Below are 26,406 nucleotides of genomic sequence, written 5' to 3' on the forward strand. Positions count from 1 at the left end.
CAGGAACCGGGGTCAGTCGCCGTCGTAGACGTAGTGATCGAAGCGCTCGGGCACGCGCATCCGCTGCCAGGCGAGCTCCTCGTCGCGACGTGAGCGGTCGCCGGGGAACGCCTTCGCGGTGTAGCGGGGCACCTGCCGGGCATGCCCGGCCATGTGCGCGACCGCGGCAGCCTGACCGCACACGCGCGCGGCGGCGATGGCATTCGGATCCGTCGACTCGCGAGCCGCGGCATGACAGGCGAACGCCCGCTCGCGCACCTCGTCGATGCCGAGCTCGCCGCGCAGGAACGCCTGTGCGGCATCCAGCGCTTCACGCGGGCGCGAGTCGTGCGGACGTTCGGCGAGGAACAGCGGCAGCATCCGCTCGGCGCACGCCACCGTCCACTGCACGAGCTCGCGGCGGTCATCCTCGGAGAGGGTCAGGTCGTCGTCGTCAGGCAGCGCCTCCATGGCGATGCTCATCGGTGCTGGAAATGAGGGGGGCGCTTCTCGCGGAACGCGGCCATCCCCTCCTTCTGATCCGCCGTGTCGAACAGCGCGGCGAACTGACGCTTCTCGACGTCGAGGCCGGCCTCGAGTGTGGTCTCCATCGCGGCGTCCAGCGTCGCCTTGGCCGCATACAGCGACGGCAGCGACTTGGATGCGATGGTCTCGGCGAGCGAGGTCGCCTCGGGCAGCAGGTCGGCCGCGGGCACCACGCGCGAGACGAGTCCGATGCGCTCGGCCTCGTCGGCCTTGATCAGTCGACCCGACAGGATGAGCTCGGCTGCCTTGTAGTAGCCGACCGCGCGGATGAGCCGCTGCGTGCCGCCCATGCCCGGCACGACGCCGAGGTTGATCTCGGGCTGGCCGAACGTGGCGGTGTCGGCGGCGAGGATGATGTCGCACATCATCGCCAGCTCGCAGCCGCCGCCGAGCGCGTAGCCCGATACGGCGGCGATCACGGGGGTCCGCACCGCGGCGAAACGGGTCCACGCGCCGAAGTGGTCGGTATCGAGCATCTCGGCGCCGGTCTTGGACTCCATCTCCTTGATGTCGGCGCCCGCGGCGAACGCCTTCTCGGAGCCGGTCACCACGATCGCGCCGACGCCGTCGTCAGCATCGAAGCCGGATGCCGCTGCCGCGACCTCTTCGGAGACCTGGCCGTTCAGCGCGTTCAGCGCCTCGGGCCGGTTGAGGGTGATCCAGCCCACCCGTCCTCGCTGTTCGACAAGGATCGTCTCGTACTCGGACATGTCGCTCCCCTCCCGCCGCCACGTCGCGGCGCCTCCAGTATCTCAGGTCGGCCGGCGGGGCAGCCTTCCGCCCGCCCGGTGGTGGGCCCATATGGCTGCCTCCTCGCGGACGAGGCGGCCATATGGGCCCAGCTGGCACCCTGGACGCCGAGCCCGCGAGGTGCGCCCCGCGCGCCCCTGCTGCGACTGGTCCCGAATGGCTGCCTCCTCGCGGACGAGGCGGCCATATAGGCCCAGCTGGCACCCTGGGCGCCGAGCCCGCGGGGTGCGCCCCGCCAGCCCGGGCGGCGACTGGTCCCGAATGGCTGCATCCCCGCGGGCGAGGCGACCATATGGGCCCAGTCGACAGTTGCCTCAGACCGTGCCCTCGCGGATGTCGGTGATGATGCCCGAGAAGTCCCTCCCCGCGCCGTCGCCGTCGGCGAACGCGGCGTACAGCTGCTGCGCGAGGCGGCCCATCCTGGCATCCGTCCCCGTCTGCTCGATCGCCTGCAGGGCCAGCCCGAGATCCTTCGCCATGAGGGCCCCCGCGAAACCGGGCTGGTAGTCGCGGTTGGCGGGACTCGTCGGCACCGGCCCGGGCACCGGGCAGTTGGTCGTGATCGACCAGCACTGACCGGATGCCTGTGAGACGACGTCGAAGAGCGCCTGGTGCTCGAGGCCGAGCCGCTCGCCGAGCACGAACGCCTCGGCGACGGCGATCTGCGACACCGCGAGCACCATGTTGTTGCACACCTTCGCGGCCTGGCCGAGACCCGGCCCGCCGCAGTGCACGATGCGCTTGCCCATCGCCTCGAGCAGCGGCAGCGCGGCGGCGACGTCGTCGTCCGACCCGCCGACCATGAACGCCAGGGTGCCGTTCTCGGCGCCCACGACCCCGCCCGAGACGGGTGCGTCGACATTGCGGTGCCCCGCCTCGACGGCCATGTCGTGGGCGGTGCGTGCCTCGTCGACCGCGATGGTCGACGACTCGATGAACAGGGTGCCGGGTGCGGCCGCGGCGAGCAGCTCATCCCGATACGCGGCGATCACGTGCCTGCCGGCCGGGAACATCGTGATGACGACCTCGGCATCCGCCACCGCATCGGCACCGCTCGCGGAGACCGGGATGCCCGCCGCGCGCGCCGCGTCGATCGCCGATGGCACGAGGTCGAACCCGTGCACCTCGTGCCCCGCCTTCACGAGATTGCGCGCCATCGGCAGGCCCATGTGCCCGAGCCCCAGGAACGCGATGCGGGTCATGATGCACTCCGCATCGACACCGAGCCCGAGGGGCGCAGCATCTCGCGCCCGACGATGAGCCGCATGATCTCGTTCGTCCCCTCCAGGATCTGGTGCACGCGCAGGTCGCGCACGACCCGCTCGATGCCGTAGTCCTGCAGGTAGCCGTAGCCGCCGTGCAGCTGGAGCGCCCGGTTGGCGACCTCGAAGCCCGCGTCGGTGGCGAAGCGCTTGGCCATGGCGCAGCGCATCGTGGCGTCCGGAGCCTTCTCGTCGACCGCCTGCGCGCCGTCGCGCACCATCAGTCGCGCGGCCTGCAGCTCGGTGCGCATGTCGGCGATCGCGAACAGGATCGACTGCTTCTCGGCGAGCGGCTCGCCGAAGGCGACGCGCTCGTGCACGTACTGCACGGCCTTCTCGATCGCCCATTGCGCGCCGCCCAGCGAGCAGGCGGCGATGTTCAGGCGGCCGCCGTTGAGAGCCGACATGGCGATCGCGAAACCGCGCCCCTCCTCCCCGAGCAGGGCGGATGCCGGAACCCGCACCCCGTCGAAGATCACCTGGCGGGTGGGCTGGGCGTGCCAGCCCATCTTCTTCTCCTCTGCGCCGAAGCTGAGGCCCGCGGCGTCGCCAGGCACGAGGAACGCGGAGATGCCCCTGGCCCCCGAACCGGCCTCGCCGGTGCGCGCCATGACGACGTACACCCCGGCCTCACCGGCCCCCGAGATGAACTGCTTCACCCCGGTGAGCAGGTAGTCGTCGCCGTCGCGCGTCGCGCTCGTGGCCAGATTCGCGGCGTCGGAGCCGACGCCCGGCTCGGTGAGGCAGTAGCCGCCGAACTGCTCCATGGCGGTGAGCGCGGGCAGCCACCGGTCGCGCTGCGTCTCGTCGCCGTAGGTGTCGATCATCCAGGCCACCATGTTGTGGATCGAGATGTACGCGGCGACCGCCGGGTCGCCCTTGGCGAGCTCTTCGAAGATGGCGACGGTGTCGACCCTTCCCAGGGCCGTGCCGCCGAACTCCTCGCCGATGTAGATGCCGCCGAGGCCGAGCTCACCTGCGCGGTGCAGCGATTCGCGCGGGAAGATGTGCTTCTCGTCGCGCTCGGCGGCGTGCGGGGCGAGCTCGCTCTCGGCGAATTCGCGTACGGCGCCGAGGATGGCCTCGCGCTCCTCGGCCGTGACGGTGGTGGGTTCTATCATGGTCATGGCTCCGGCTCCTAGGACATCGTGGGGATGACGAAGCTGGCGCCGTCGCTGGGTCCCTGAGCCTGTCGAAGGGCGCCGTGGGAGGGCCACCGGCTCGTCACCGTCTTGGTCTTCGTGTAGAAGCGGAAGGCGTCGGTGCCGTGCTGGTTGAGGTCGCCGAATCCGCTGCGCTTCCAGCCCCCGAAGGTGAAGTACGCGATGGGCACCGGGATGGGCACGTTCACGCCGACCATGCCGACGTTCACCCGGGCGGTGAAGTCGCGCGCGGCGTCGCCGTCGCGGGTGAAGATCGACACGCCGTTGCCGTATTCGTGGTCGGATGCCATCGCCAGCGCCTCTTCGTAATCGGCGGCGCGCGCGATGACGAGCACCGGGCCGAAGATCTCCTCGCGGTAGATCGCCATGTCGGTGGTGACGTGATCGAACAGCGTCGGGCCGAGGTAGAAGCCCTCCTCGTGACCCTCGACCGAGAAGCCACGACCGTCGGCGAGCAGCGTGGCGCCCTCGTCGAGGCCCTGCTGGATGTACCCGGTGACGCGGTTCACGGCATCCCTCGTGACGAGCGGACCGTAGTCCATCCCCTCCTCGAGCGAGGGTCCGACCTTCAGTTCGGCGACGCGCTCGGTGAGCTTGGCTGCCAGGGCATCCGCCGTCTCCTCCCCCACCGGCACGGCGACCGAGATCGCCATGCAGCGCTCCCCCGCCGACCCGAAGCCGGCGCCCATCAGGGCGTCGGCGACCTGATCGAGGTCGGCGTCGGGCATGACGATGAGGTGATTCTTCGCTCCGCCGAAGCACTGCGCGCGCTTGCCGTTCGCGATGGCGGTCGTGTAGATGTACTCGGCGATCGGGGTGGACCCGACGAAGCCGACCGCCTGGATGCGCGGGTCGGTGATCAGCGCGTCCACCGCCTCCTTGTCGCCGTGCACGACGTTGAAGACGCCCGCGGGCAGACCCGCCTCCAGGAACAGCTCGGCGAGCTTCACCGGAACGGAGGGGTCGCGCTCGCTCGGCTTGAGGATGTAGGTGTTGCCGGAGGCGATGGCAGGACCCGCCTTCCACAGCGGGATCATGGCGGGGAAGTTGAACGGCGTGATGCCTGCGACCACGCCCAGCGGCTGCCGCATCGAGTAGACGTCGATGCCGGTGCCGACCCCCGTCGAGTACTCGCCCTTGAGCAGGTGCGGAGCCCCGATGCAGAACTCGATGACCTCCAGCCCACGCTGCACGTCACCCTTGGCGTCTTCGAACGTCTTGCCGTGCTCGCTGGAGAGCAGACGGGCGATCTCGTCCATGTCGCGGTTCACGAGGTCGACGAAGCGCATGAGCACGCGGGCGCGCTTCTGCGGGTTGGTCGCGGCCCACTCGGGCTGCGCCGCCTCGGCGACGTCGATCGCGGCGCGGACCTCGTCGGTCGTGGCGAGGGGAACACGTGCCTGCACGGCTCCCGTGCTCGGTTCGAAGACGTCGGCCATGCGACCGCCGGTCGGTTCGACGTGCTTTCCGCCTACGAAATGGGGGATCATACGAGTCATTGTGTGACGCTCCTCTGCACCGTCTTTGGCACAGTGACCACGATACGCGGGACACAGAGCAATTGCTAGGACTCCCTAGTACCCGAGTGGCGGACACCTTCTTCCGCGCACCAGTCGAGGTTTTCTCGCGTTTCCTCTTCTCTCTCAGCCTTTCTACAGGTAAACCCGTATAGGTCCGCCCCGATCGGGGTGGTTCATTTCGCACCGTCGCGGGACCCCTTCGACGACGGTGTCCGAAGGGAGAAGCAATGTCACATCGGACTGCCCCAGCGCGACGACGCGCCGTGGCCGCGACGTCCGCCTTCGTGATCGCAGCCGCCGGCCTCACGGCCTTCGGCGGGGCGACCGCGACCGCGGCTGCGTCGCCCGACACCGAGGCGCCACAGGCGGCGCCCCAGATCGGCTCTGACGAGTACTACATGAATTACGTCGCGCCGCGAGCCGACAACATGGTCGAGGTCCCGGCGGATGCCCCGATCGCGAACACCACCGGACAGATGAAGCGCTCCGTTAGCGGCAAGGCTCTCGAGAAGGCCGCCGAGCACGACCACAAGTTCGCCCAGGGAAACCCCAAGGCCGCGAAGCAGCTGGCCAAGACCGAGGCGAAGGCGCTGAAGACCGGGAAGAGCCCGAAGCAGCTGAAGAAGTCGAAAACGACGCAGCAGGCGAAGCTCCTCACCATCCTCGTCGAGTTCGACGGCACCGACGACTTCAGCGACCTGTACGTGCCGACCGAGTTCGGCGCTACGGACTGCAAGCCGGGCAGTGTGCAGGGCCCCACCCTGCACAACAACATCCCCGACCCGGCTGCCACCGAGCACCTCGACAACAACTCGATGTGGGTGCCCGACTTCTCGAGCGAGCACTTCAACAAGATGCTCTTCACCGACGAGGGCATCACCGAGCGGGTGCGCACCGACCTCACCGGTCCCGACGGCAAGCCCGGCTTCGACATCTCGGGCTACACCATGAAGAACATGTACGAGGAGATGTCGCGTGGGGCGTACTCGCTCAGCGGCTCTGCCACCGAGTGGGTCAGCGTGCCGCACTCGGAGGGCTACTACGGTGCGACCGTCTGCCACAAGAACGATGCGGGCGAGTGGGAGGCCGGTCCGATGCAGGACATGCAGGGCCACCCCGACAACCCGCTCGGACCGGGTCAGCTGCCGATCGACGCGGTCGCGGCCGTGGCCGCACAGAACCCGGACTTCCCCTGGGCGGACTATGACATCGAAGACCAGGGCGACCGCGACGGCGACGGCAACGTGCATGAGCCCGACGGGGTGATCGACCACGTCGTGCTCGTCCACGCCGGTGCCGACAAGTCCGGCGGTGGGGGCGAAGAGGGCACCTACGCCATCTGGGCGCACTCCTCCGCTGTCGCCGGCGGCGCGACGATCCCCGGCACCGACCTGAAGATCTCGAACTACATCGTGCAGCCCGAGGACTCGGGTGTCGGCGTGTTCGCGCACGAGTACGGCCACGACCTGGGTCTTCCCGACCTCTACGACACGTCGAACGCCGGGAACTCCGACATCGACTTCTGGGATCTGATGAGCTCGGGATCGCATTCCGGCCCCATCTTCCAGTCGATGCCGACCCACATGGGCCTCTGGGACAAGTGGGTGCTCGGCTGGGCCGACCCCGAGGTCGTGAACCCGGGCGAGAGGTCTCGCACGATCAAGGTCGGCCAGACCTCGCGCCCGAAGAAGGGCACCGAGGACGGCATCAAGGTGAACCTGCCCGACAAGAAGATCGTGCTCACCACCCCGCACAGCGGCGACGACATGTGGTACTCCGGCGCCGACCAGAGCTGGGCCGACGTCACGCTGAGCCGCTCGATCGACAGCGTTCCCGCGAACGCGAAGTTCTGGATGTGGAACGACTACGTGATCGAGGAGGACTGGGACTTCGGCTTCGTCGAGGTGTCGACCGACGGCGGCAAGACATGGGGCGAGCAGAAGGTCTACGACGAGGCAGGCACGCTGGTCTCGACCGACGACGGCTACTCCGACCCGAACGGCCGCTTGAAGGACTTCGGCGGGAAGAAGTACGGTCTGACCGGATCCAGCGACGGATGGCGTCACGACTACATCGACCTGTCGTCGTTCGCCGGCAAGAGCATCCAGGTGCGCCTGCGTCAGGCGACCGACGCGGCCTTCGAGGAGCGCGGCTGGTTCGCCGACGACTTCGCCCTGACCAGCGGTGACACCGCGGTCTGGACGGACGACGTCGAGAACGGCGACAACGGATGGACCGCCACCGTCGGCACCTGGACCGACACCACCGGCGCGGGATGGCACCACGACAGCGGCACGCAGATCAAGGCGCAGTACTACCTGGTCGAGTGGCGCAACCTCGACGGCTTCGACGAGGGCCTGAAGTACGGGTACACCACGGTGTACAGCGACGAGGCCTGGAAGGTCGAGAAGGTGCCGTACAACGCACCGGGCGCGCTGGTCTGGTACCGCGACACCACCTACGGCGACACCAACCACGTCGCCTCCAACCACACGGCCCTGCCGAGCTGGGGCGCGAAGGGCGGGCTGCTGCTCGTCGACAGCCACTTCGACCCGCTGCGCCGCACCGGCGCGCAGGCCGCGATGGATCCGTCGCCGCTGAAGAACATCTCCAGCCGCGCGCAGTCGTCGAACGCCGCGTTCGGCCTCCAGCCGACGTACGCGTTCAAGGACTGCTCCGTCGACGAGAACTACAAGGAGGCGTGCACCACGATCGCCCCGCAGTCGCCGGTGAGCACCTTCACCGATGACAAGGGCTGGGTGCCAGGCATCGAGGTCCGTGGTGACGACCTGTACTACCGCCTGCGCGACGCCTCCGTCGTCGTGCCGTCGGTCGGCGATGCGCCGTACACCACTCGCGTCGTGAACGCGGACGGCTCCCCGGCCACCGACCTCTACGGTCTCGACCTGGGAGGCACCGTGCTCGGCAGCGGCAACCCCGCCGATGCGGGCGTCGGCTACGGCACCGTGATCACCGTGAAGAAGGCGATGCAGCGCAACACCGCAGCGCTCATCTCGGTCACCCCGCCCCAGGCGAAGTGACCACCGCGGGCTGACCGCACACCGGAAGCGCCGGCCGCCCGTCTCGGGCGACCGGCGCTTTCGCGTGAGACGGGAATCCGGATGCCCGCGGTTGCCCTCTCGTTCACCTCGACGTCACCTGCACCGCGTAGAACTGTCGGTGCGCGGCCACAGAGCGTGACCGGATCGGGTGCCCGTCTCAGCCGCGCCGTGGTGAGCACCGCTCCCACTGCGGTCCTAGACCGCGAGACCCCCGCCGAATCGGGTCGGCGGGGGTCTCTTCGTCGTCGGTGCCTCTCTCCCCGCTTTCGAATCGCTCAACTTGTCGCCCCGCGCCCTGGATCCCCACCATTCAAGCGATTCGAAAGCGGTGAGGTGCGTCGCCGGTGAGCCGGCCCGCCCGGTTTCGAATCGCTCAACTTGTCGCCGGTCAGCTCCGGGCGCGACAAGTTGAGCGATTCGAAGTGAGTCCGGATGCTGTGGATAACCGCCCGCGCGCATCCTGAGGCGCGCGTACGGTGAGGGCGTGAACACTGACGACATCGACCGGTTCGGCGACCTGTTCTCGGTGACGACCGCCCGCCTGCACGGCGTCAGCCGTGGGCGGCTGCGCCGCACGGACCTCGCCGCACCGTTCCACGGCGTGCGCCTGCGGAGAGACGCCGCCGATCCTCTGGAGAATCTCACCGATCAACCGGATCCGTACCAGCGGCAGCGCATGGCCCGCGTCGCCCAGGCTCGGGTGTACTCCGCGCGTCTGCACGCCGGACACTTCTTCAGCCATCAGACGGCCGCGTCGATCTGGGATGCACCGCTGCCGCTCGAGTTCAGCATCGAAGGCGAGCTGCTCGAGGGCGCCGACCTGCCGCTGCACGTGAGCGCGTCCGGGTTCACGCCCTTCCCCCGCGCCACCGGCATCGTCGGGCACCGCACCCTGCAGAGTCTCACCGCGATCCGCACGCACGACGGGCTGCGGGTCACGTCACCGGCCGCGACATGGGTGTCGCTGGGAACGCTGTCGACGCGCGATCTCGTCGCGCTGGGCGACTACTTCTGCCGTCGCTGGCGCGCCGGTCACGGTCGTCGTGACGTCGGCCGCGCTCCGCTGGCGACGATCGAAGAGATGCGCGAGCTTCTCGAAGCGGGACGCCGGCGCGGGGCAGCCCGGCTGCGCGAGGCGCTGGATCTCATCCGCGAGGATGCGTGGTCGCCGCGTGAGTCACAGGTGCGCTTGGTGCTGGTGGGCGCGGGCCTGCCCGAGCCCGGGCTGAACATCGACGTGCATGATGCCCGCGGACGATTCATCGGATGCGTCGACCTGGCCTACCTCGGGCAGCGTGTCGCGATCGAGTACCTGGGGATGGTGCACGGCGCGACCTGGGCGGCCGATGTCGAGCGGCTCGCGGCGCTGCGCGCGGCCGGCTGGACCGTGATCGAGGTCACCGCGCCTCTGCTGCGCCGCCCCGAAGAACTCGTCCGCCGGGTGGCTGCGGCCCTGGGGTTGGCGTTCGAATAGCTCAAATGGCCGGCGATCGGGCGCCGACGCGGCAAGATGAGCGATTCGAAATCGGGGACAGGGGGCGTCAGAGCCGCTCGAGGATGAGGGCATTGGCCATGCCGCCGCCCTCGCACATGGTCTGCAGGCCGAGCCGACCGCCGGTCGCCTCGAGGTGATCGAGCAGAGTGCCCAGCAGCCGGGTTCCCGACGAGCCGAGCGCGTGCCCGAGCGCTATCGCCCCACCGCGGGGGTTCAGCTTCGCCGGATCGGCGCCGAGCTCGGCGGCCCACGCCAGCGGCACGGAGGCGAAGGCCTCGTTGACCTCGTACGCGTCGAGGTCGTCGATGCTCATCCCGGCGCGCTCGAGCACACGACGCGTGGCGGGGATCGGCCCGGTGAGCATCAGCATCGGATCGTCACCGATCACGTCGAACGCGCGCAGCCGGGCGCGCGGGGTGAGCCCCAGCTGCTCGGCGCGGTCCGCGCTCATCATTAGAGCGGCGGATGCCCCGTCGGTGAGCGGCGAGGAGTTGCCCGGCGTGATCGCCCAGTCCAGGTCGGGGAACCGCGCGGCGAGCGCATCCGTGCGGAAGGATGCCGGCAGCCCCGCCAGCCTGTCGGCCGTCGTCCCCTCGCGCACGGTCTCGTCGACCCTGGCATCCGGAGCCTCGGGCACCGCGACGACGGTGCGGTCGAAGAATCCGTCGCGCCAGGCCTGCGCCGCGCGAGCGTGCGACTGGGCCGCGTACGCGTCGAGCCGGTCGCGGTCGAGACCCCAGCGCTGCGCGATGAGCTCAGCGCTCACCCCCTGATTCACCAGCCCGTCCGGATAGCGCGCCCGCAACCGCGGCGACATCGGGGAGCCTCCGACGGCCGACGCACCCAGCGGCACGCGGCTCATCGACTCGACACCGCCGACGATGACGATGTCGCTCTCGCCCGCCGCGATCCCCGCGGCGGCGAAGTGCACGGCCTGCTGACTCGAGCCGCACTGCCGGTCGATCGTCGTCGCCGGCACCGTCTCGTCGAAGCCCGCCGCGAGCACGGCCTGCCTGGCGATGTTCATGGCCTGGTCGCCCACCTGGCTGACGCAGCCCAGCAGCACGTCGTCGACCTGACCCGACTCGATCCCGTTGCGCTCGAGCAGGCTCTGCAGCACACCGGCGGCGAGATCGACGGGATGCACGCCCGACAGCATCCCCCCAGGCTTGCCCCGGCCCACCGGGGTGCGGACGACGTCGACGATCACGGCTTCGCTGCTCATGGCTCCATCCTGCCCCGCTCCGGCGCGGGGGCGTTCGAATAGCGCGAATGTCGGAAGATCGGGCCGAGGGGCGGCAACATGAGCGATTCGAAACCGGAAGGGGTGCCGCCGAGGATCAGGCGGTGAGCACGGGGGCGGGTGCGAGCGGGTCGGCGAGCAGCCGATCGAAGGCGGCATCCGCGGCGCCGATGAGCAGGCGGTCGGCGCCGAGGGCTGCGGATGCCAGCAGCAGGCCTTCCGCGGACGCGGCGAGCGCCCGCGAACGCACGGCCTCGTCGAAGGACGCACGGTCGAGGTCGCGGAGCACCGCGAGGAAGCCACCGAGCACGATCATCGACGGGTTCAGCACGTTGACCGCGTTGCGCAGAGTGGCCGCGAGGATGCGGCGCTGCCGGGCAGCCTCCTCGCTCGCCTGCACGCCGGCGCCGTCGCCCAGGGCGCGGGCGAGCTCATCGTCGTCGGCCCCGCCCAGGCCCGCGGACGCCAGCAGTCGCGCACGGTTGACCTCGTCCTCGAGCACGCCGTCGTCGACGCGGCGGTCCCTGGCATCCGCGATGGAGGCGGCGGTCTGGCCCCACTCTCCGGCGTAGCCGCCCGCGCCGCCGATCAGCTGACCGTGCAGGATCAGGCCGCCGCCGATGCCGCTGGCGCCGCCGTTGAGGTACACGACGTCGGCGTGCTCGCGGGCCGCGCCGAACACCCGTTCGGCGCGGGCGCCGTACGACGCGTCGTTGCCGACGGCGACGGGAAGACCCAGTGCGGCGGCGAGCGGGCCGGCGATCTCGGCATCCTGCCAGCCGAGGTGCGGGGCGAGGCGCACGATCCCGTCGACCGCGCGCACCAGACCAGGCACGGCGACGCCCGCACCGACGACACGGCATCCGGCCAGATCGTCGCGCCACCCGTCGATCACGCCGGCGACCACCTCGATCACCTCGTCGATGTCGGGACGCGCGACCTCGATGCGCTCGCGTCGGCGCACCGCCCCACCCAGCGACACCGCGCCGATCTCGATCGCGTCGATCTCGGGGTTGATCCCGATGGCGACCACGTCGCGGCACGGTGCGACGATCGGCGAGGGACGCCCGACCCGACGCGTGGGATCGGGGTCGTGCTCGTCGACGAGCCCCGCCTCGGCGAGACGCGACACGAGGTCGGACACCGTCGAGCGGTTCAGCCCGGTCTCGGCGGTGATCACCGCCCGGGAGCGAGGTCCGCTGTGGTGCACCAGCCGCAGCACCTCGCCGAGGTTGGTGCGCCGCACGCCTTCGACCGTCGTGGCGCGTTCACTCATGCTTGGTCCGCCTTCTGCCGCCGTGAGTCACCAGGCTACCGAGGTGAGCGACGCGCCCTCACCCTGCCGCATCCGCCGGCGCGTATTCGAATGCCGCGACCGCCAGCTCGCCGCGGGGTGCACGCCCGGCGCTGGTCGCGTGCACGCCGATCCACAGTCCGAGGAAGCCACCGGTGGATGACGCGTCCAGCTGCCGCGCGTCGACGGCGCCGAGCGCGAGGTCGTCGTGCACGAACGCGAGATCGTACCCGCGCCCCCGCAGCCGCAGCTCGACCTGCGGCAGGTCGGGAAGCGGGCGTGAGGCGAGCAGGTGCTCCTCGCCGCCGCGCACGTGCACGACGGTCAGCGTCATGCCCGCGGCCGTGCGCGTGACGACAGCCGCGGCGTGGTCGTGCTCGGACTGGCGCACGACGAGTGCGCCGCTCTCGCCGTCGGCCAGCCAGGTGACCTCCAGCACGCAGCGCACATCGACGTCGGCGTGCTGCTGCCGGACGCCGAGGAACGCCACCACCGTCGCATCGCGCAGCGTCGCCGCGCGCACCGGCATCCGCCACACCGCGCCGTCCACACGGGCGATCTCGGCGGGCCGTGCGCGCAGCGCCGTCCACCGCGGGTCGTGCGGCGCCACGAGGCCGGCGACCCGGTCGTCGGGCTGCCAGCTTCGCGCGGGGGCTTCTTCGGTCGCCCAAGGCGCTGCGATCTCGCGGGACAGCCGCCCCTCACCGGGAGCGAAGACGGGCCAGCCGTCCTCCCAGCCGACCGGGCAGAGGAAGGTCTCGCGCCCGAGCGGGTAGTGGTGTCCGTCGGCGGCTCGCATCGCGAGCATCAGCGCCTGCCACGAGCCGTCCGGCGTCTGCACGAGATCGGCGTGCCCGGCGCCGATCACGTCCGCGCTGCGGCCGAGGTGTCGGTGCGTGAAGACCGGATTCGCCCGGTTTCCCCGGTACGGACCCGTCACCGCATCCGCGCGGGCCACGCTCACGGCGTGGTGGAACTCGGTGCCGCCCTCCGCGGCGACGAGGTGCCACTCGCCGTCGATCCGGTACAGGTGCGGGCCTTCCGCCCAGACGGCTCCGTGCACGGCTCCACGCCAGATCACGTGGTCGTCGCCGACCAGCGCGCGCTGCGCGGACGAGTACTCCCGCACCCACACCTCGGTCTGGTCGTGCCAAGCGGGGTCGGCGGCAAGGCGCGTGCCGTGCATCCACACCCGACCGTCCTCGTCGAAGGCCAGCGACGGGTCGATGCCGTCGACGTCGAGCATCACCGGGTCGCTCCAGGGTCCCTGCGGCTGCTCGGCGGTGACGACGAAGTTGCCTCCTCGGCTCGGGTCGTCGCGGTCGACGAGCGTGCACACCACCCAGAACCGGCCCAGGCCGTGACGGATGGTGGGCGCGTACAGGCCACCAGAGGAGCGGATGCCGTCGAACTCGAGCATCCCCGGCCGGTCGATGACGTGACCGATCGTCTGCCACCGCAGCAGGTCTCGGGAGCGCATCACGGGCAGCCCGGGGAGGTACTCGAAGGTCGAGGTGACCAGGTAGTACCACTCCCCGACCCGGCACACCGACGGGTCGGGATGACAGCCGGGCAGCACCGGGTTGGAGGCGGTCACGCCCGCACGCTCGGAGACACCTCGACCGTCACGACGCGCCCGTCCGCACCCGACACCCGGTGCACGTCACCGGTGAGCACCATGCTGCGTGGAGCGGTGGCAGCGCCCGGCAGCACCACCTGCTCCCGCGTGCGCTCGTTCGAGATCGCGCCGCCGGTCGTGCCGGCGAGATCGGCGGTGGGTGCGGATGCCGCTGCGTGCGCCGCCGCCCACACCAGCACCTCACCGGGCTCGACGATGCGCGTCAGTGCGCGGTCGGTGAACGCGAAGCGGCCGGCCGGGACGTCGAAGCTCACCCGCCGGGTCTCCCCGGGTTCGAGTGCCACCCGCGCGTAGCCGAGCAGCTGCGCGACCGGCCTCGTCACCGTGGCGACGACGTCGCGACCGTACAGCTGCACGACCTCGTCGCCGGGCACCTCACCCGTGTTGGTCACGGTGACCGAGGCGGTGAAGCGACCTCCCGTGCTCGCCTCGGCGGGCACCTCGAGGTCGGTGTAGGCGAAGCTCGTGTACGACAGCCCGAACCCGAACGGCCGCAGCGGTGTCGGGTCGGTCGCGGTGACCTCCGACGGCCCGCCGAGGATGGGATGCAGGTAGCTGTACGGCTGCGCGCCGGAGAAGCGCGGCAGGCTCACCGGCATCCGGCCCGACGGGTTGACCTCTCCGGTCAGCACCTGGGCGAGCGCCGTGCCGCCGGCTTCACCGGGGAAGAACGACTGCAGCACGGCGGCCGGGCGCACCGCTCCCTCCAGCGCCCAGTCGATCGCGTACGGACGGCCGGTGAGCAGGATCATGATGACCGGCGTGCCGGTCTCGGCGACCCGCTCGACGAGTTCGCGCTGCACGCCGGGCAGATCGAGCGACTGCACGTCGTTGCCCTCGCCCACCGTGCCGCGGCCGAACAGACCCGCCTGGTCGCCGACGACCACGACCGCCAGGTCGGCGTCCGCCGCCGCCCGAGCCGTCTCGTCGAACCCCGACCGGTCGGCGCCCTCGACCTCGCATCCGCTCAGGTGCACGATCTCGGCATCCGGCATCGCCACGGCGAGCGCCTCGCGCACGGTGGGGATCTCGAATCCGACCTCGTGGTCGGGGTGATGGGCCAGCACGTGGTTGGCGAAGGAGTAGCAGCCCTGCAGCGCGGCGGAGCGGTCGGCGTTCGGGCCGATCAGTGCGATGCGCGCGGCGCGGTCGGCGATCGGCAGCACGCCGTCGTTCGCGAGCAGCACGATCGACTCGGCCGCGAGACGCAGCGCCGCCGCTCGGTGCTCTGCGGTGTCGAGATCGACGACAGCCGGCGGCGTCCCCTGGAACGCATCCGGGTCGAGCAGTCCGAGCTCCTCCTTCTGCGCGAGCACGCGGATGACCGCCCGGTCGAGGTAGGCCTCGTCCAGCTGCCCCGTGCGCACCCGCTCCACGAGCGGTGCGAGGTAGGCGTCTCCGGAGGGCAGCTCGACGTCGATGCCGGCCGTGAGCGCCAGTTCGGCTGCCTCGCCGCGGTCGCGCGCGACGGCGTGCATGACCTCGAGGAAGGCGACGGCGAAGTAGTCGGCGACGACGACGCCGTCGAAGCCGAGCTCGTCGCGCAGCAGGTCGGTGAGCAGCGTCGGGTCGGCTGCCACGGGCACCCCGTCGATCTCGGAGTAGCTGTTCATCACGCTGCGTGCGCCGCCGTCGCGGATCGCCATCTCGAACGGCGGCAGGAAGACGTCGGCGACCTCGCGCGGTCCGGCCGAGACCGGGGCGTGGTTGCGCCCGGCGCGCGATCCGGAGTAGCCGAGGAAGTGCTTCAGCGTGGCGTGCACCCCCTGCGACTGCAGACCCTGCACGTAGGCGGTGCCGATGGTGCCGACCAGGTACGGATCCTCGCCGATGCACTCGTCGACCCGCCCCCACCGCGGATCGCGGACGACGTCGAGCACCGGGGCGAGGCCCTGATGGATGCCGAGCTCGCGCATCGACCGCCCGATCAGCGCGCCCATCTCGGCCACGAGGTCGGGGTCGAAGGAGGCGCCCCAGGCGAGCGGGGTGGGGAATGTCGCCGCCTTCCAGGCGGCGAGCCCGGTCAGGCACTCCTCGTGCACGATGGCGGGGATGCCCAGGCGGGTCTCGCGCTGCAGGCGGCGCTGCTCGTCCCACAGCCACGCCGCGCGCTCCGCGGGGTCGACGGGGCGGGTGCCGTACACGCGGGTGTAGTGGCCGATGCCGTGGCGGGTGATCTCGCTCAGCGTGCGGGATGCGCCCGCCGAGGCCATCTCGTTCTGCATGGGCGCGACCACGTCGCCGCCCTGGTCGAGCCAGTAGCCGACGAGCTGAGCGGCCTTCTCGTCGAGGGTCATCTCCGCGAGGATCCGGGAGACGCGCGCCGAGGCGGTCGGGAAGGCGGCAACGCCGTGGGGCGTCGCCGGGGATGAGGTGCGCTCGAACATGTCAGCCCTTCACGGCTCCGGTCAGTCCGCCGACGATGCGGCGCTCGAACAGGCTGAAGAAGACCAGTGCAGGCAGCATCGACAGCGAGGTGTAGGCCAGCACGCGGGCGGTGTCGACCGAGTACTGGGAGGCGAAGTTCTGCACACCCAGCGGCAGGGTGAACAGGCTCTGGTCGCTCAGGATGAACAGCGGCAGCATGTAGCCGTTCCACGCCCCCACGAACGCCAGGATGCCGACGGTGATCACACCGGGAAGGCTCAGCGGCAGCACCATGCGCCAGAAGAAGCCCAGTCGTGAGGCGCCGTCGATCGACGCCGCTTCCTCGAGCTCCTTCGGGATGGCCCGCAGGAACGGGACGAGGATGATGATGGTCATCGGCAGGGCGAAGGCGATCTGCGGGAGGATGATGCCGGCGAGGCTGTTCACCAGACCGAGGTTGCGGATCAGGATGTACAGCGGGGTGATGGCGACCGTCACCGGGAACATCAGCCCGGCGGCGAACAGCGAGTACATCAGACCCCGCCCGCCGAAGTCGTACCGCGCGATCACGTAGCTGGCCATGAGCCCGAGCAGCACGGCGCCCACGGTGGTGCCGACCGCCGAGATGGTGGAGTTCACCATGGCGACCCAGAACTCGGAGCTCGCCAGCACGTCGCCGTAGTTGGCGAACTGCCACGGTGCGGGGAACCCCGACGGGTCGAGGGTGATCTGGGAGTTCGTGCGGAATCCGCCGATGATGATGTACAGCACCGGAGTGATGCAGATGGCGATCAGCACGAGCGCGACCAGGTAGACCGCGGGGCTGCCCCACTTGACGCCGGAGTCGCGCACCCGCCGGCGCGAGCCGTTCGGCGTGACCGCCTGGATGGCGACCCGTGTGTTCAGGCTGTCGGCACTCACTTGCGCTTCCTTCCGCCGTCGCCGGTCAGTGCGCCCTCGGTGTCGCGGCGCAGGACGAAGCGCTGGTACAGCAGCGCGACGATGAGCGTGATGATGAACAGCATCACGGCGACGGCGTTGCCGAAGCCGTAGCTGCCGGCCAGGTGGCCGTTCTGGTACATGTAGGTCGCCATCGTGGAGGTCCCCGCGGTGGCGGCGATGTACTGACCCCAGATGATGTTGACCAGGTCGAAGAGCTGCAGCGATCCGATGATCGACAGGAACGCCCAGATCCGGATGGTGGGCCCCAGCAGCGGGACGGTGATCGCCCACTGCGTCTTCCAGAAGCCGGCGCCGTCGATCGCGGCCGCTTCGTAGAGCTCCTCGGGGATGGACTGCATGCCCGCGAGCATGAGGATGACGGCGAAGCCGATGTACTTCCAGGTGATGATGATCATCAGCGACGTCATCGCGATCGCCGGATCGGCGATCCACGACTGCTGGAGGTCGCTCATGCCCCACTTCTCGAGCAGGGAGTTCAGCGCTCCGGCATCCTGCAGCATCAGACTCCAGCCGATGCCGACGATCACCTCGGAGATGACGTACGGGACGAAGATCAGGATGCGGATGATCGAGCGCCCGCGGATCTTCTGGTTCATCAGCAGCGCGAACAGGATCGCGATGGGGCCCTGCAGCACCAGCGACAGCACCAGGATGATGCCATTGTGCATGACGGCCTGACGGAACGTGTCGTCCTGCCAGATCATGACGTAGTTGTCGAGCCCGATGAACTCGGTCGGCCAGCCGAAGCCGTTCCACTTGAAGAAGCCGTAGAACGCGGCCATCGCCACCGGCAGGATGACGAAGCCGAGGAACATGATCAGCGCGGGGCCCGCGAGCAGCGCTATCTCGCCGCGCTTGCGCCAGTCGACCCGCCGCGGCCGCCTCACCGGGGCGGGCGTCGAGCCCGCCCCGGTGAGGGCATCCTTCTCAGGCACCGTGGTGCGCTGCCGTGCCTGGGTGTCGTGCATGGTTCGGTCAGCCTCGCGCCTGCGCCTTGGCGACCGTGTCGACGAGCTTCTCGGGGCTGCCCTGACCTGCCAGCATCTCGACGACGCTGGTGTTCAGCGCGTTGCCCACGTTCTGCCCGAGAGCGGTGTCGAGCCAGAGCGCGACGTACGGGGCCTTCTGGTAGGCCTCCATCAGCGGCTTCAGCGACGGATCGGTGACCGCGCCCGTGGCCTCCTGCGAGGCGGGGATGGTCTGGAACGCGACCGCGTACTTCTCCTGCCACTCCTTCGACGAGACGAAGTTCAGGAACTTCTCGCACGACGCCGGAGAGTCCTTGGCGCACGAGTACCCGTCGACGCCGCCCATCATGGCGCCGGCTCCGCCGTCGCCGCCGGCGACCTCGGGGAACGGGAACCAGCCGAGGTCCGGCAGAGGCTTCTGGTCGGGGGTCAGGCTGGCGATCACGCCGACGTCCCACGCGCCCATGAGCTCCATCGCGGCCTTGTGGTTGGCAAGCAGACCGGCCGACGAGTTCGCGCCCTCCTGGGGGGAGGTGGTCAGGAAGCCCTTGTTGAACGGCTCGGTCGCGGCGAACTCCTGAAGGTTCTTCGCGGCGTCCAGCCAGCACGGGTTGGTGAAGTCCGCCTCGCTGACGAGATTCTCGATCACGTCCTGATCGCAGGCGCGCACGGCGAAGAAGTAATACCAGTGCGCTGCCGGCCACGCCGCCTTCCCTCCGAGGGCGATCGGCTCGACACCCGAGACCTTGAGCTTCGAGACGGCGTCGTTCAGCTCGTCGAAGGTGGTGGGCTCGGACGTGATGCCGGCCTGCTCGAAGAGGTCCTTGCTGTAGAACATGCCACCGGGCAGCACGGCGCTGGGCATGCCGTAGATCTTGCCGTCGATGGTGAACGCGCCGAACGGAGCGTCTCCCATGGCCTCCTTGACATCGTCGTCGATGAGGTCGGTGAGGTCCTTCACCTTGTCGGCGCTGACGATGTCGGCCAGCTTGCCGCCACCGCGTGCCATGAAGATGTCGGGCATGTCACCGGAGTTGACGGCGGTCTGCAGCTTGCCGTCCATGTCCTCGTTCTGGATCGACGTGACCTTGATGGTCACGCCCTCGTTCTCCTCCTGGAATGCGGCCGCCGCGTCCTCCCAGTACTGCTTGCCCTCGCCGGTGGTGGAGTTGTGCCACATGGTCAGCGTCTCGCCGCCACCTTCTCCACCGGTCGAGCCCGAGCAACCACTCAGGCCGAGCGCTCCCACGGCGACGACGGCCGCTGCCGCGAGCCAGGTCTTCCGGATCTTCATGCTGTGTCTCCTCATCGTTGAGTGGCTGGGCGCGGTATTTGTTGCCGACGACACCCAATCTCGTCGGCACCACTCTGACACCTGCTCTGCATCATGTCAATCGTTATCGATAACGTTTTCGCTCACTAGGCTGTGACCATGGCCGCCCGCCCCACCATCCACGATGTCGCCAAGGCCGCCGGCGTGTCGGTCGCGACGGTCTCGAAAGCGATCAACGGCCGCCACGGCGTCGCGCCCGCCACGCTCTCCCATGTGATGAGCGTGGTCGAGGAGCTGGGTTACGCGAGCTCGCTGGTGGCGACGTCGATGCGCCGCCGGCAGACGAACGTGATCGGAGTGCTCGTCGCCGAGTTCGAGCCGTTCGCCGTGCAGCTGCTGCAGGGCGTCTCGGCGGCACTGCAGAACACGCAGTACGACGTCCTGGCGTACGCGGGCAGCGTGTCCGCCGGCGAGCACGCGGGGTGGGAGCGCCGATCCCTGTCCCGCCTCGGGGGAACGCTCATCGACGGCGCCATCATCGTCACCCCCACCACGACCCCGGCGCACGCCACCGTGCCGATCGTGGCCGTCGACCCGCACGCCGGCCCGCAGGGCACCTCGACCGTGAGCGTGCACAACCACGACGGCGCGCACGCGGCCGTGGCGCACCTGATCGGCCTCGGCCACCGGCGCATCGGACACCTGCGCGGTCGCACCGATCTCGAGTCCGCCCTGCAGCGCGAGGCCGGCTACCGTCGGGCGCTGGCCGAGTCGGGCATCCCCTTCGACCCCGCCCTGGTCGTCGACGGCGGATACCGCGCCGCCGACTCGACCGCCGGCGCGCATCGGCTGCTCGACCTCGCCGATCGCCCCACCGCGGTCTTCGCCGCGAACGACCTGTCGGCGATCGAGATGATGCGCGTCGCCGCGGAGCGCGGGGTGCACGTGCCTCAGGACCTGTCGGTGGTCGGCTTCGACGACGTGCCCGAGGCCGCCTCGCACGACCCGCAACTCACCACGGTGCGCCAGCCCCTGCACGAGATGGGGATGATCGCCGTGCGCGTGCTGCTCGCCATGCTCGATGAGGGCTCGCAGGAGGACGTGCGGCTGCCCGCCGAGCTCGTCGTGCGCGCGTCCACCGCCCCGCTCGCACGCTGAGCGCCACCCGCCGGCGCCGGGCGCCGGCGCATCCCGGCGTTGCATCTTCGGCATCCCGTTGATATGTTCGCCTCTACAACATTTCACCGACGTCGCTGAAGGCGGATCACATGTCTCTCACCCCCACCAAGGCCGACCGATTCTCGTTCGGGCTCTGGACCATCGGCTACAACGGCACCGACCCCTTCGGCGGCCCGACCCGACCGGCCCTCGACGTCGTGCACGCGGTCGAGAAGCTCGACGAGCTCGGCGCGTACGGCCTCACCTTCCACGACGACGACCTGTTCGCCTTCGGATCGACCGACGCCGAGCGGCAGAAGCAGATCGACCGGCTGAAGGGCGCGCTGGACGCGACCGGCCTCATCGTGCCGATGGTCACCACCAACCTGTTCAGCGCCCCCGTGTTCAAGGACGGCGGGTTCACCTCCAACGACCGTCAGGTGCGTCGCTTCGCCCTGCGCAAGGTGCTGCGCAACATCGATCTCGCCGCCGAGCTGGGGGCATCGACCTTCGTCATGTGGGGCGGCCGCGAGGGCGCCGAGTACGACTCCGCGAAGGACATCCAGGCCGCGCTCGAGCGCTACCGCGAAGCGGTCAACCTGCTCGGCGACTACGTCACCGACAAGGGCTACGACATCCGCTTCGCGATCGAGCCGAAGCCCAACGAGCCCCGCGGCGACATCCTGCTGCCCACGCTCGGCCACGCGATCGCCTTCATTGACTCGCTCGAGCGCCCCGAGCTGGTGGGCCTGAACCCCGAGGTCGGCCACGAGCAGATGGCGGGCCTGAACTTCACCGCCGGCATCGCGCAGGCGCTGTACCACGGCAAGCTGTTCCACATCGACCTGAACGGCCAGCGCGGCATCAAGTACGACCAGGACCTCGTGTTCGGGCACGGCGACCTGAACAACGCGTTCTCGCTGGTCGACCTCCTCGAGCACGGGGGCCCGAACGGCGGCGCGGCATACGACGGCCCGCGCCACTTCGACTACAAGCCCAGCCGCACCGAGGACGAGACCGGCGTCTGGGACTCGGCCGCCGCCAACATGCGCATGTACCTGCTGCTCAAGGAGCGCGCCGCGGCCTTCCGCGCCGACCCCGAGGTGCAGGAGGCACTGGCCGCGGCGAAGGTCGCCGAGCTCGCGCAGCCCACCCTCGGTGAGGGCGAGTCGTACGACGACCTGCTCGCCGACCGCAGCGCGTTCGAGGACTTCGACTCGGCGGCGTACCTGGGCGGTCACGGCTTCGGGTTCGTGCGCCTGCAGCAGCTGGCCACCGAGCACCTGATGGGCGCCCGCTGAGCCGACTCCTCCCCCGCGCCGAGGGATCTGACGGAAGGATGCCGTGATGGCACTCGTGTTGGGGGTCGACTCGTCGACCCAGTCCTGCAAGGTCGTGGTGCGGGATGCCGTGACGGGCGCCGTGCTGCGCACCGGCCGCGCGTCCCACCCCGACGGCACCGAGGTCGATCCCGAGGCGTGGTGGGATGCCCTGCAGCGGGCCCTCGCAGACGCCGGCGAACACGGCACGGGGTCCGACCTCGCGTCCGGCGCGCTCGGCGACATCGCCGCGTGGTCTGTCGGCGGCCAGCAGCACGGAATGGTCGCGCTCGACAGCGCCGGTCGGGTCATCCGCCCCGCCCTGCTGTGGAACGACACGAGGTCGGCCGGCGCCGCGGCCGACCTCGTGGCCGAGCTGGGCGCCGAGCAGTTCAGCACCCGCACCGGCGTCGTGCCGGTGGCATCCTTCACCGTCACCAAGCTGCGCTGGCTCGCCGACCACGAGCCCGACAACGCCGCCCGCGTCGCCGCGGTCGCGCTGCCCCACGACTGGCTCACCTGGCGGCTGCGCGGCTTCGGCCCGGAGGACCCACGGCTCGACGAGCTGGTGACCGACCGATCGGATGCCAGCGGCACCGGCTACTGGGGCGCCGCGGGCTACGATCGCGAGATCCTGTCGCTCGCGCTGCGACGCGATGCCTCCGCCATCGTGCTCCCCCGGGTGCTCGGCCCGACGGAGCACGTCACCGCGAAGGACGGCGCGACCGTCGCTCCGGGAGCGGGCGACAACGCCGCAGCCGCGCTGGGGCTCGGCGCCCGCAGCGGCGACGCGGTCGTGTCGATCGGCACCTCGGGCACCGTGTTCGCGGTGACCGACACCCCGGCCCACGACGCGAGCGGAACCGTGGCCGGGTTCGCCGACGCGGCGGGCGGGTGGCTGCCGCTGATCGCGACGCTGAACGCGGCCCGGGTGATGGATGCCACGGCCGCCCTGCTCGGCGTGGACCACGCCACGTTCAGCGAGCTCGCCCTGAACGCCGACCCCGGCGCCGGCGGCCTCGTGCTGCAGCCCTGGTTCGAGGGTGAGCGCACGCCGAACCTGCCCGATGCGACCGCCAGCCTGTTCGGCATGACTCTGGCGAGCACCACGCGGGAGAACCTGGCCCGCGCGGCGATCGAGGGCGTGCTCTGCGGCCTGGCGCACGGGCTGGACGCCATCCGCGCGCAGGGCGTCTCGCCCACCCGCATCCTGCTGATCGGCGGTGCGGCGCAGAGCCGCGCCGTGCAGACGATCGCCGCACAGGTCTTCGATCTTCCCGTCGTCGTTCCCGCCCCGCAGGAGTACGTGGCGCTCGGCGCGGCCGCTCAGGCCGCGTGGGCTCTGACCGGCGAGCGCCCGGCGTGGGGCGCGGGCGAGGCGGATGCCGTGTCCCAGACGCCGGTGCCCGGCATCCGGGAGCAGTACATCGCGCGGCTTCCCTGACCACCGCTCCCCCGCCGAGAAACCACATCCGGCATGAGACCCACGTTCATACGTGATGTCTCATGCCGGATGCGGTTTCTCTCGGCGTCGGCCGAACGGTCAGAGGGCGCGGATCGTCCAGGAGGCCGTGTGCTCGTCGCCCGGGGCGATCACCACGAGGCCGGCGCCGGAGTTGAAGGCGTCGGGCGCGCACGTCATCGGCTCGACCGCCAGGCCGATCCGATGCGTCGTCTCGTCGGCGGGGGTGTCGGCGGTGTGGATCTGCACCCAGGGGCACGCGTCGTCCCAGACCATGGCCGTGCCGCCGCCGTCGGGTGAGCGCAGCTCGACGGCGGTCAGCCCGTCTGCGCGGCGCAGGCCCGTGAAGGCGTGATCGATGAACGTGCCGCCGATCGTGCGCGGCGTGCGGAAGTCCCACTGCGGATGCCGATCGACCGACTCGACGGCGATCGGGTTCAGTCGGTCGTCGGTCACGGTGAGCACCTCGGATGCCGGCAGCGCCAGCGTCCACGAATCGACGGCAGACCGCGACGACCGATCGGCGACCAGGTACGGGTGCGGTCCGGTGCCCCAGGGTGCGGCATCCGCCCCGAGGTTGCGCCCGGTGACGACCTGGGTGAGCCCGTCTGCGGCGACGCGGTACTCCACGTCGACCTGCACACGGAACGGGTAGCCGAGCTGCGGCTCGATCACCGCGGTCAGCACGACCCGGTCGGGTTCGACGACCTGATCGGCGAACTCCAGCCAGGCCGCCAGACCGTGCAGGGCGTGCCCGCGAGACGGCTCGGTGAGCGACAGCTGGTGCGGTGCGCCGGCGAACGAGTACCGGCCGTCGACGACCCGGTTCGGCCACGGTGCCAGCGTCGCGCCACGATAGTTCGGTCGCACCTGGTCGGCGTCGAACGGCACGACGAGGTCGCGTCCTTCGTGCGTGAGCGTGCGCAGGGTGGCGCCGACGCTCGCGATCGTCGCCTCGTAGCCGTGGCCGGCGATCGCGAGCTGACGGCCGGATGCCGGCAGCATCACAGGCCCTGCGCCAGGCGGTGGTACGCCGCGTTCCAGCGCACCTGGTTCTGGAATGCGGGCAGCGTGGTCGACTCGTCGATGACGAGCAGCTCGACCTCGGCCATCTCGGCGAAGTCGCGGAACGCCTCGATGCCGACCGCGGTCGACATGACCGTGTGGTGCGCGGCACCGGCGGTCAGCCAGGCGGCGGCGCTGGTGGTGAAGTCGGGTGCCGGCTTCCACACCGCGCGTCCCACCGGGAGGTTCGGCAGGGCGGCGCGCGGCTCGACGTTCTCGACGACGTTCGCGGTGAGACGGAAGCGGTCGCGCATGTCGCTCAGCGCGACGACCACGGCCGGGCCGGGGTCGGCCGTGAAGACCAGGCGCACCGGGTCGTCCTTGCCGCCGATCCCGAGCGGGTGGATCTCGAGCGTCGGCTTCGCGGTGGTCAGCGAGGGCGAGACCTCGAGCATGTGCGCGCCGAGGATCAGCTCGTCTCCGGGCGTCATGTCGTAGGTGTAGTCCTCCATGAGGCTGGCACCGCCGGGCAGACCGGCGCCCATCACGTTCGCCACGCGCACGAGGATCGCGGTCTTCCAGTCGCCCTCGGCGCCGAACCCGTAGCCCTCGGCCATCAGGCGCTGCACGGCGAGGCCGGGCAGCTGCTTCAGCTCGCCGAGGTCTTCGAACGAGGTGGTGAAGGCGCCGAAGCCGCCCTCCTCGAGGAACGAGCGCAGCCCGATCTCGATGGCGGCCCCGTCGCGCAGCGACTGGTGACGCTCGCCGCCGCGACGCAGCTCGGGCGCGACCTCGTACAGCTCCTCGTACTCCGCGACCAGGACGTCGACGTCGCTCGGCGAGGCGGCGGCCACGGCATCCGCCAGGTCGTTCACGCCCCACGTGTTCACCTGCACGCCGAAGCGCAGCTCGGCCTCGGTCTTGTCGCCCTCGGTGACGGCGACGAAGCGCATGTTGTCGCCGAACCGGGCGAGCTTCAGCGAGCGGGCGGCGGCGAGACCGGCGGCCGCACGCTGCCAGGTCGCGAGCTCCTGACGCAGGCGCGGGTCGGAGGCGTGCCCGACGATCGTCTTGCGCGGCACGCCCAGACGGGTCTGGATGTACCCGAACTCGCGGTCGCCGTGCGCGGCCTGGTTGAGGTTCATGAAGTCGAAGTCGATGTCGGCCCACGGCAGCTCGACGTTCGCCTGCGTGTGCAGGTGCGCGAGCGGCTTCTGCAGCGCGTCGAGACCCGCGATCCACATCTTGGCGGGGCTGAACGTGTGCATCCAGGCCACCAGGCCGATCACCCGGTCATCGGCGTTGGCCTCGAGCGCGATGCGGCGGATCGACGCCGAGTCGGTGAGCACCGGCTTCCAGACGATCTTCACGGGCACCTCGGCGGACTCGTCGAGCGTGCGGGCGATCTGCTGCGACTGCTCGGCGACCTGCGCGAGCGTCTCGGGGCCGTAGAGGTGCTGGCTGCCGGTCAGGAACCAGACCTCGTACTCGTCGAGGGTGGTGGTGAGCGGGGTGCGGGTCATGGGAGTTCCTTGCGTGTCGGCCCGGTCGGGCGGTTCAGGCTGATCGTGGGTTCAGAGGGCGGCGACCGCGGCGGCTTCGACAGCGAGGCCGGCCCGGTAGCGGTCGAGGTACGCGGCGTACCCGGCGACGTCGTCGGGCAGCGGCTCAGCGATGCGGACGCCGGCGTCGGCGAAGACCCGGTCGGCGAGGTGGTCGGCCAGCGATCGGTCGGCTGTGAGGAAGGCCGCGAGCACGGCGATGCCCCAGGCGCCGCCTTCGGAGGCGGTGTCTCCGACGGCGACCGGCGCGTTCAGCGCTCCGGCGAGGAAGCGCTGCGCGACCCCGGCGGTGCGGCTGTCTCTTATACACATCTAAAAAAAAAAAAAAGAATAAATCTGTCCACCACACACAGTTACAACTCTAGTCGTACAGAGA

Annotated in this window: 19 protein-coding genes and 1 pseudogene; 5 read left to right on the top strand and 15 right to left on the bottom strand. The window is 70.3% G+C overall.

All coding sequences use genetic code 11. The features are described 5' to 3' along the window. Positions 1-12 precede the first annotated feature (12 nt). From BFN01_RS08695 to BFN01_RS08715, 5 genes are all read right to left on the bottom strand, one after another. Positions 13-462: a putative immunity protein gene (locus BFN01_RS08695; protein ID WP_083428735.1), complete on the bottom strand. Its 450-nt coding sequence runs from the start codon at positions 460-462 to the stop codon at positions 13-15. Beyond that, the gene (locus tag BFN01_RS08700) at positions 459-1,235 is read right to left on the bottom strand and encodes an enoyl-CoA hydratase-related protein (RefSeq protein WP_071643581.1); all 777 of its coding nucleotides are present in this window, start codon (positions 1,233-1,235) and stop codon (positions 459-461) included. The genes BFN01_RS08695 and BFN01_RS08700 overlap by 4 nt, the downstream gene beginning before the upstream one ends. Positions 1,236-1,589: 354 nt before the next feature. Next, positions 1,590-2,477, bottom strand: a complete 888-nt coding sequence (gene mmsB, locus BFN01_RS08705; protein ID WP_071643582.1) for a 3-hydroxyisobutyrate dehydrogenase — start codon at positions 2,475-2,477, stop codon at positions 1,590-1,592. Then, positions 2,474-3,664 (bottom strand): acyl-CoA dehydrogenase family protein, encoded by a 1,191-nt coding sequence (locus BFN01_RS08710; RefSeq protein WP_071643583.1) that lies wholly within the window; start codon positions 3,662-3,664, stop codon positions 2,474-2,476. The genes mmsB and BFN01_RS08710 overlap by 4 nt, the downstream gene beginning before the upstream one ends. 11 nt (positions 3,665-3,675) lie before the next feature. Next, positions 3,676-5,199, bottom strand: a complete 1,524-nt coding sequence (locus tag BFN01_RS08715) for a CoA-acylating methylmalonate-semialdehyde dehydrogenase (protein ID WP_071643584.1) — start codon at positions 5,197-5,199, stop codon at positions 3,676-3,678. A 284-nt stretch (positions 5,200-5,483) separates the two neighbouring features. Here BFN01_RS08715 and BFN01_RS08720 point away from each other — a divergent pair, with 284 nt between their 5' ends. Further along, the gene (locus BFN01_RS08720; protein ID WP_256221091.1) at positions 5,484-8,261 is read left to right on the top strand and encodes an immune inhibitor A domain-containing protein; all 2,778 of its coding nucleotides are present in this window, start codon (positions 5,484-5,486) and stop codon (positions 8,259-8,261) included. Between the two features lie 505 nt (positions 8,262-8,766). Beyond that, the gene (locus tag BFN01_RS08725; protein WP_071643586.1) at positions 8,767-9,756 is read left to right on the top strand and encodes a hypothetical protein; all 990 of its coding nucleotides are present in this window, start codon (positions 8,767-8,769) and stop codon (positions 9,754-9,756) included. A 67-nt stretch (positions 9,757-9,823) separates the two neighbouring features. On the opposite strand, the gene BFN01_RS08730 is transcribed toward BFN01_RS08725, so the two are convergent. The 7 genes from BFN01_RS08730 to BFN01_RS08760 all read right to left on the bottom strand — a co-directional run bounded on the left by BFN01_RS08730 (position 9,824) and on the right by BFN01_RS08760 (position 19,545). After that, positions 9,824-11,002: a thiolase family protein gene (locus BFN01_RS08730; RefSeq protein ID WP_071643587.1), complete on the bottom strand. Its 1,179-nt coding sequence runs from the start codon at positions 11,000-11,002 to the stop codon at positions 9,824-9,826. Between the two features lie 115 nt (positions 11,003-11,117). Continuing rightward, complete coding sequence (locus tag BFN01_RS08735) at positions 11,118-12,296, bottom strand: ROK family transcriptional regulator (protein ID WP_071643588.1); 1,179 nt, start codon at positions 12,294-12,296, stop codon at positions 11,118-11,120. A gap of 58 nt (positions 12,297-12,354) precedes the next feature. Next, positions 12,355-13,911, bottom strand: a complete 1,557-nt coding sequence (locus tag BFN01_RS08740) for a glycoside hydrolase family 43 protein (protein ID WP_071643589.1) — start codon at positions 13,909-13,911, stop codon at positions 12,355-12,357. Beyond that, on the bottom strand, positions 13,908-16,340 hold the full coding sequence (locus tag BFN01_RS08745; protein ID WP_071643590.1) for a glycoside hydrolase family 3 N-terminal domain-containing protein: 2,433 nt from the start codon (positions 16,338-16,340) through the stop codon (positions 13,908-13,910). Before BFN01_RS08745 ends, BFN01_RS08740 begins: the two co-directional genes overlap by 4 nt. 1 nt (position 16,341) lies before the next feature. Further along, positions 16,342-17,241 carry a carbohydrate ABC transporter permease gene (locus tag BFN01_RS08750; RefSeq protein WP_083428736.1) on the bottom strand — a complete coding sequence of 300 codons (900 nt, stop codon included), beginning with the start codon at positions 17,239-17,241 and terminating at the stop codon, positions 16,342-16,344. Then, positions 17,238-18,251, bottom strand: a complete 1,014-nt coding sequence (locus tag BFN01_RS08755; RefSeq protein WP_071643591.1) for a carbohydrate ABC transporter permease — start codon at positions 18,249-18,251, stop codon at positions 17,238-17,240. Before BFN01_RS08755 ends, BFN01_RS08750 begins: the two co-directional genes overlap by 4 nt. A 7-nt stretch (positions 18,252-18,258) precedes the next feature. Further along, a complete protein-coding gene (locus tag BFN01_RS08760) occupies positions 18,259-19,545 on the bottom strand; it encodes an extracellular solute-binding protein (protein WP_071643592.1) in 1,287 nt (428 codons plus the stop codon). Between the two features lie 138 nt (positions 19,546-19,683). Between BFN01_RS08760 and BFN01_RS08765 the strand changes: the two genes are divergently transcribed. The 3 genes from BFN01_RS08765 (at position 19,684) to xylB (ending at position 23,445) form a co-directional block, all read left to right on the top strand. Then, positions 19,684-20,682 carry a LacI family DNA-binding transcriptional regulator gene (locus BFN01_RS08765; RefSeq protein ID WP_071643593.1) on the top strand — a complete coding sequence of 333 codons (999 nt, stop codon included), beginning with the start codon at positions 19,684-19,686 and terminating at the stop codon, positions 20,680-20,682. Between the two features lie 110 nt (positions 20,683-20,792). After that, positions 20,793-21,983 carry a xylose isomerase gene (gene xylA / locus BFN01_RS08770; protein ID WP_071643594.1) on the top strand — a complete coding sequence of 397 codons (1,191 nt, stop codon included), beginning with the start codon at positions 20,793-20,795 and terminating at the stop codon, positions 21,981-21,983. A gap of 46 nt (positions 21,984-22,029) precedes the next feature. Further along, positions 22,030-23,445 carry a xylulokinase gene (gene xylB, locus BFN01_RS08775; RefSeq protein ID WP_083428737.1) on the top strand — a complete coding sequence of 472 codons (1,416 nt, stop codon included), beginning with the start codon at positions 22,030-22,032 and terminating at the stop codon, positions 23,443-23,445. Positions 23,446-23,544: 99 nt separating this feature from the next. Here xylB and BFN01_RS08780 read toward each other — a convergent pair whose 3' ends face one another. The 3 genes and pseudogenes from BFN01_RS08780 to BFN01_RS08790 all read right to left on the bottom strand — a co-directional run. Next, a complete protein-coding gene (locus BFN01_RS08780) occupies positions 23,545-24,468 on the bottom strand; it encodes an aldose 1-epimerase family protein (RefSeq protein WP_071643595.1) in 924 nt (307 codons plus the stop codon). Beyond that, positions 24,468-25,991: an L-arabinose isomerase gene (gene araA / locus BFN01_RS08785; RefSeq protein WP_071643596.1), complete on the bottom strand. Its 1,524-nt coding sequence runs from the start codon at positions 25,989-25,991 to the stop codon at positions 24,468-24,470. The genes BFN01_RS08780 and araA overlap by 1 nt, the downstream gene beginning before the upstream one ends. Before the next feature lie 51 nt (positions 25,992-26,042). Next, positions 26,043-26,324, bottom strand: a pseudogene (locus tag BFN01_RS08790) (ATPase); the annotation flags it as partial. Positions 26,325-26,406 lie beyond the last annotated feature (82 nt).

Origin of the sequence: Microbacterium sp. AR7-10 (genome assembly GCF_001878835.1) — a bacterium.
GTDB classification, from domain to species: Bacteria; Actinomycetota; Actinomycetes; order Actinomycetales; family Microbacteriaceae; genus Microbacterium; species Microbacterium commune.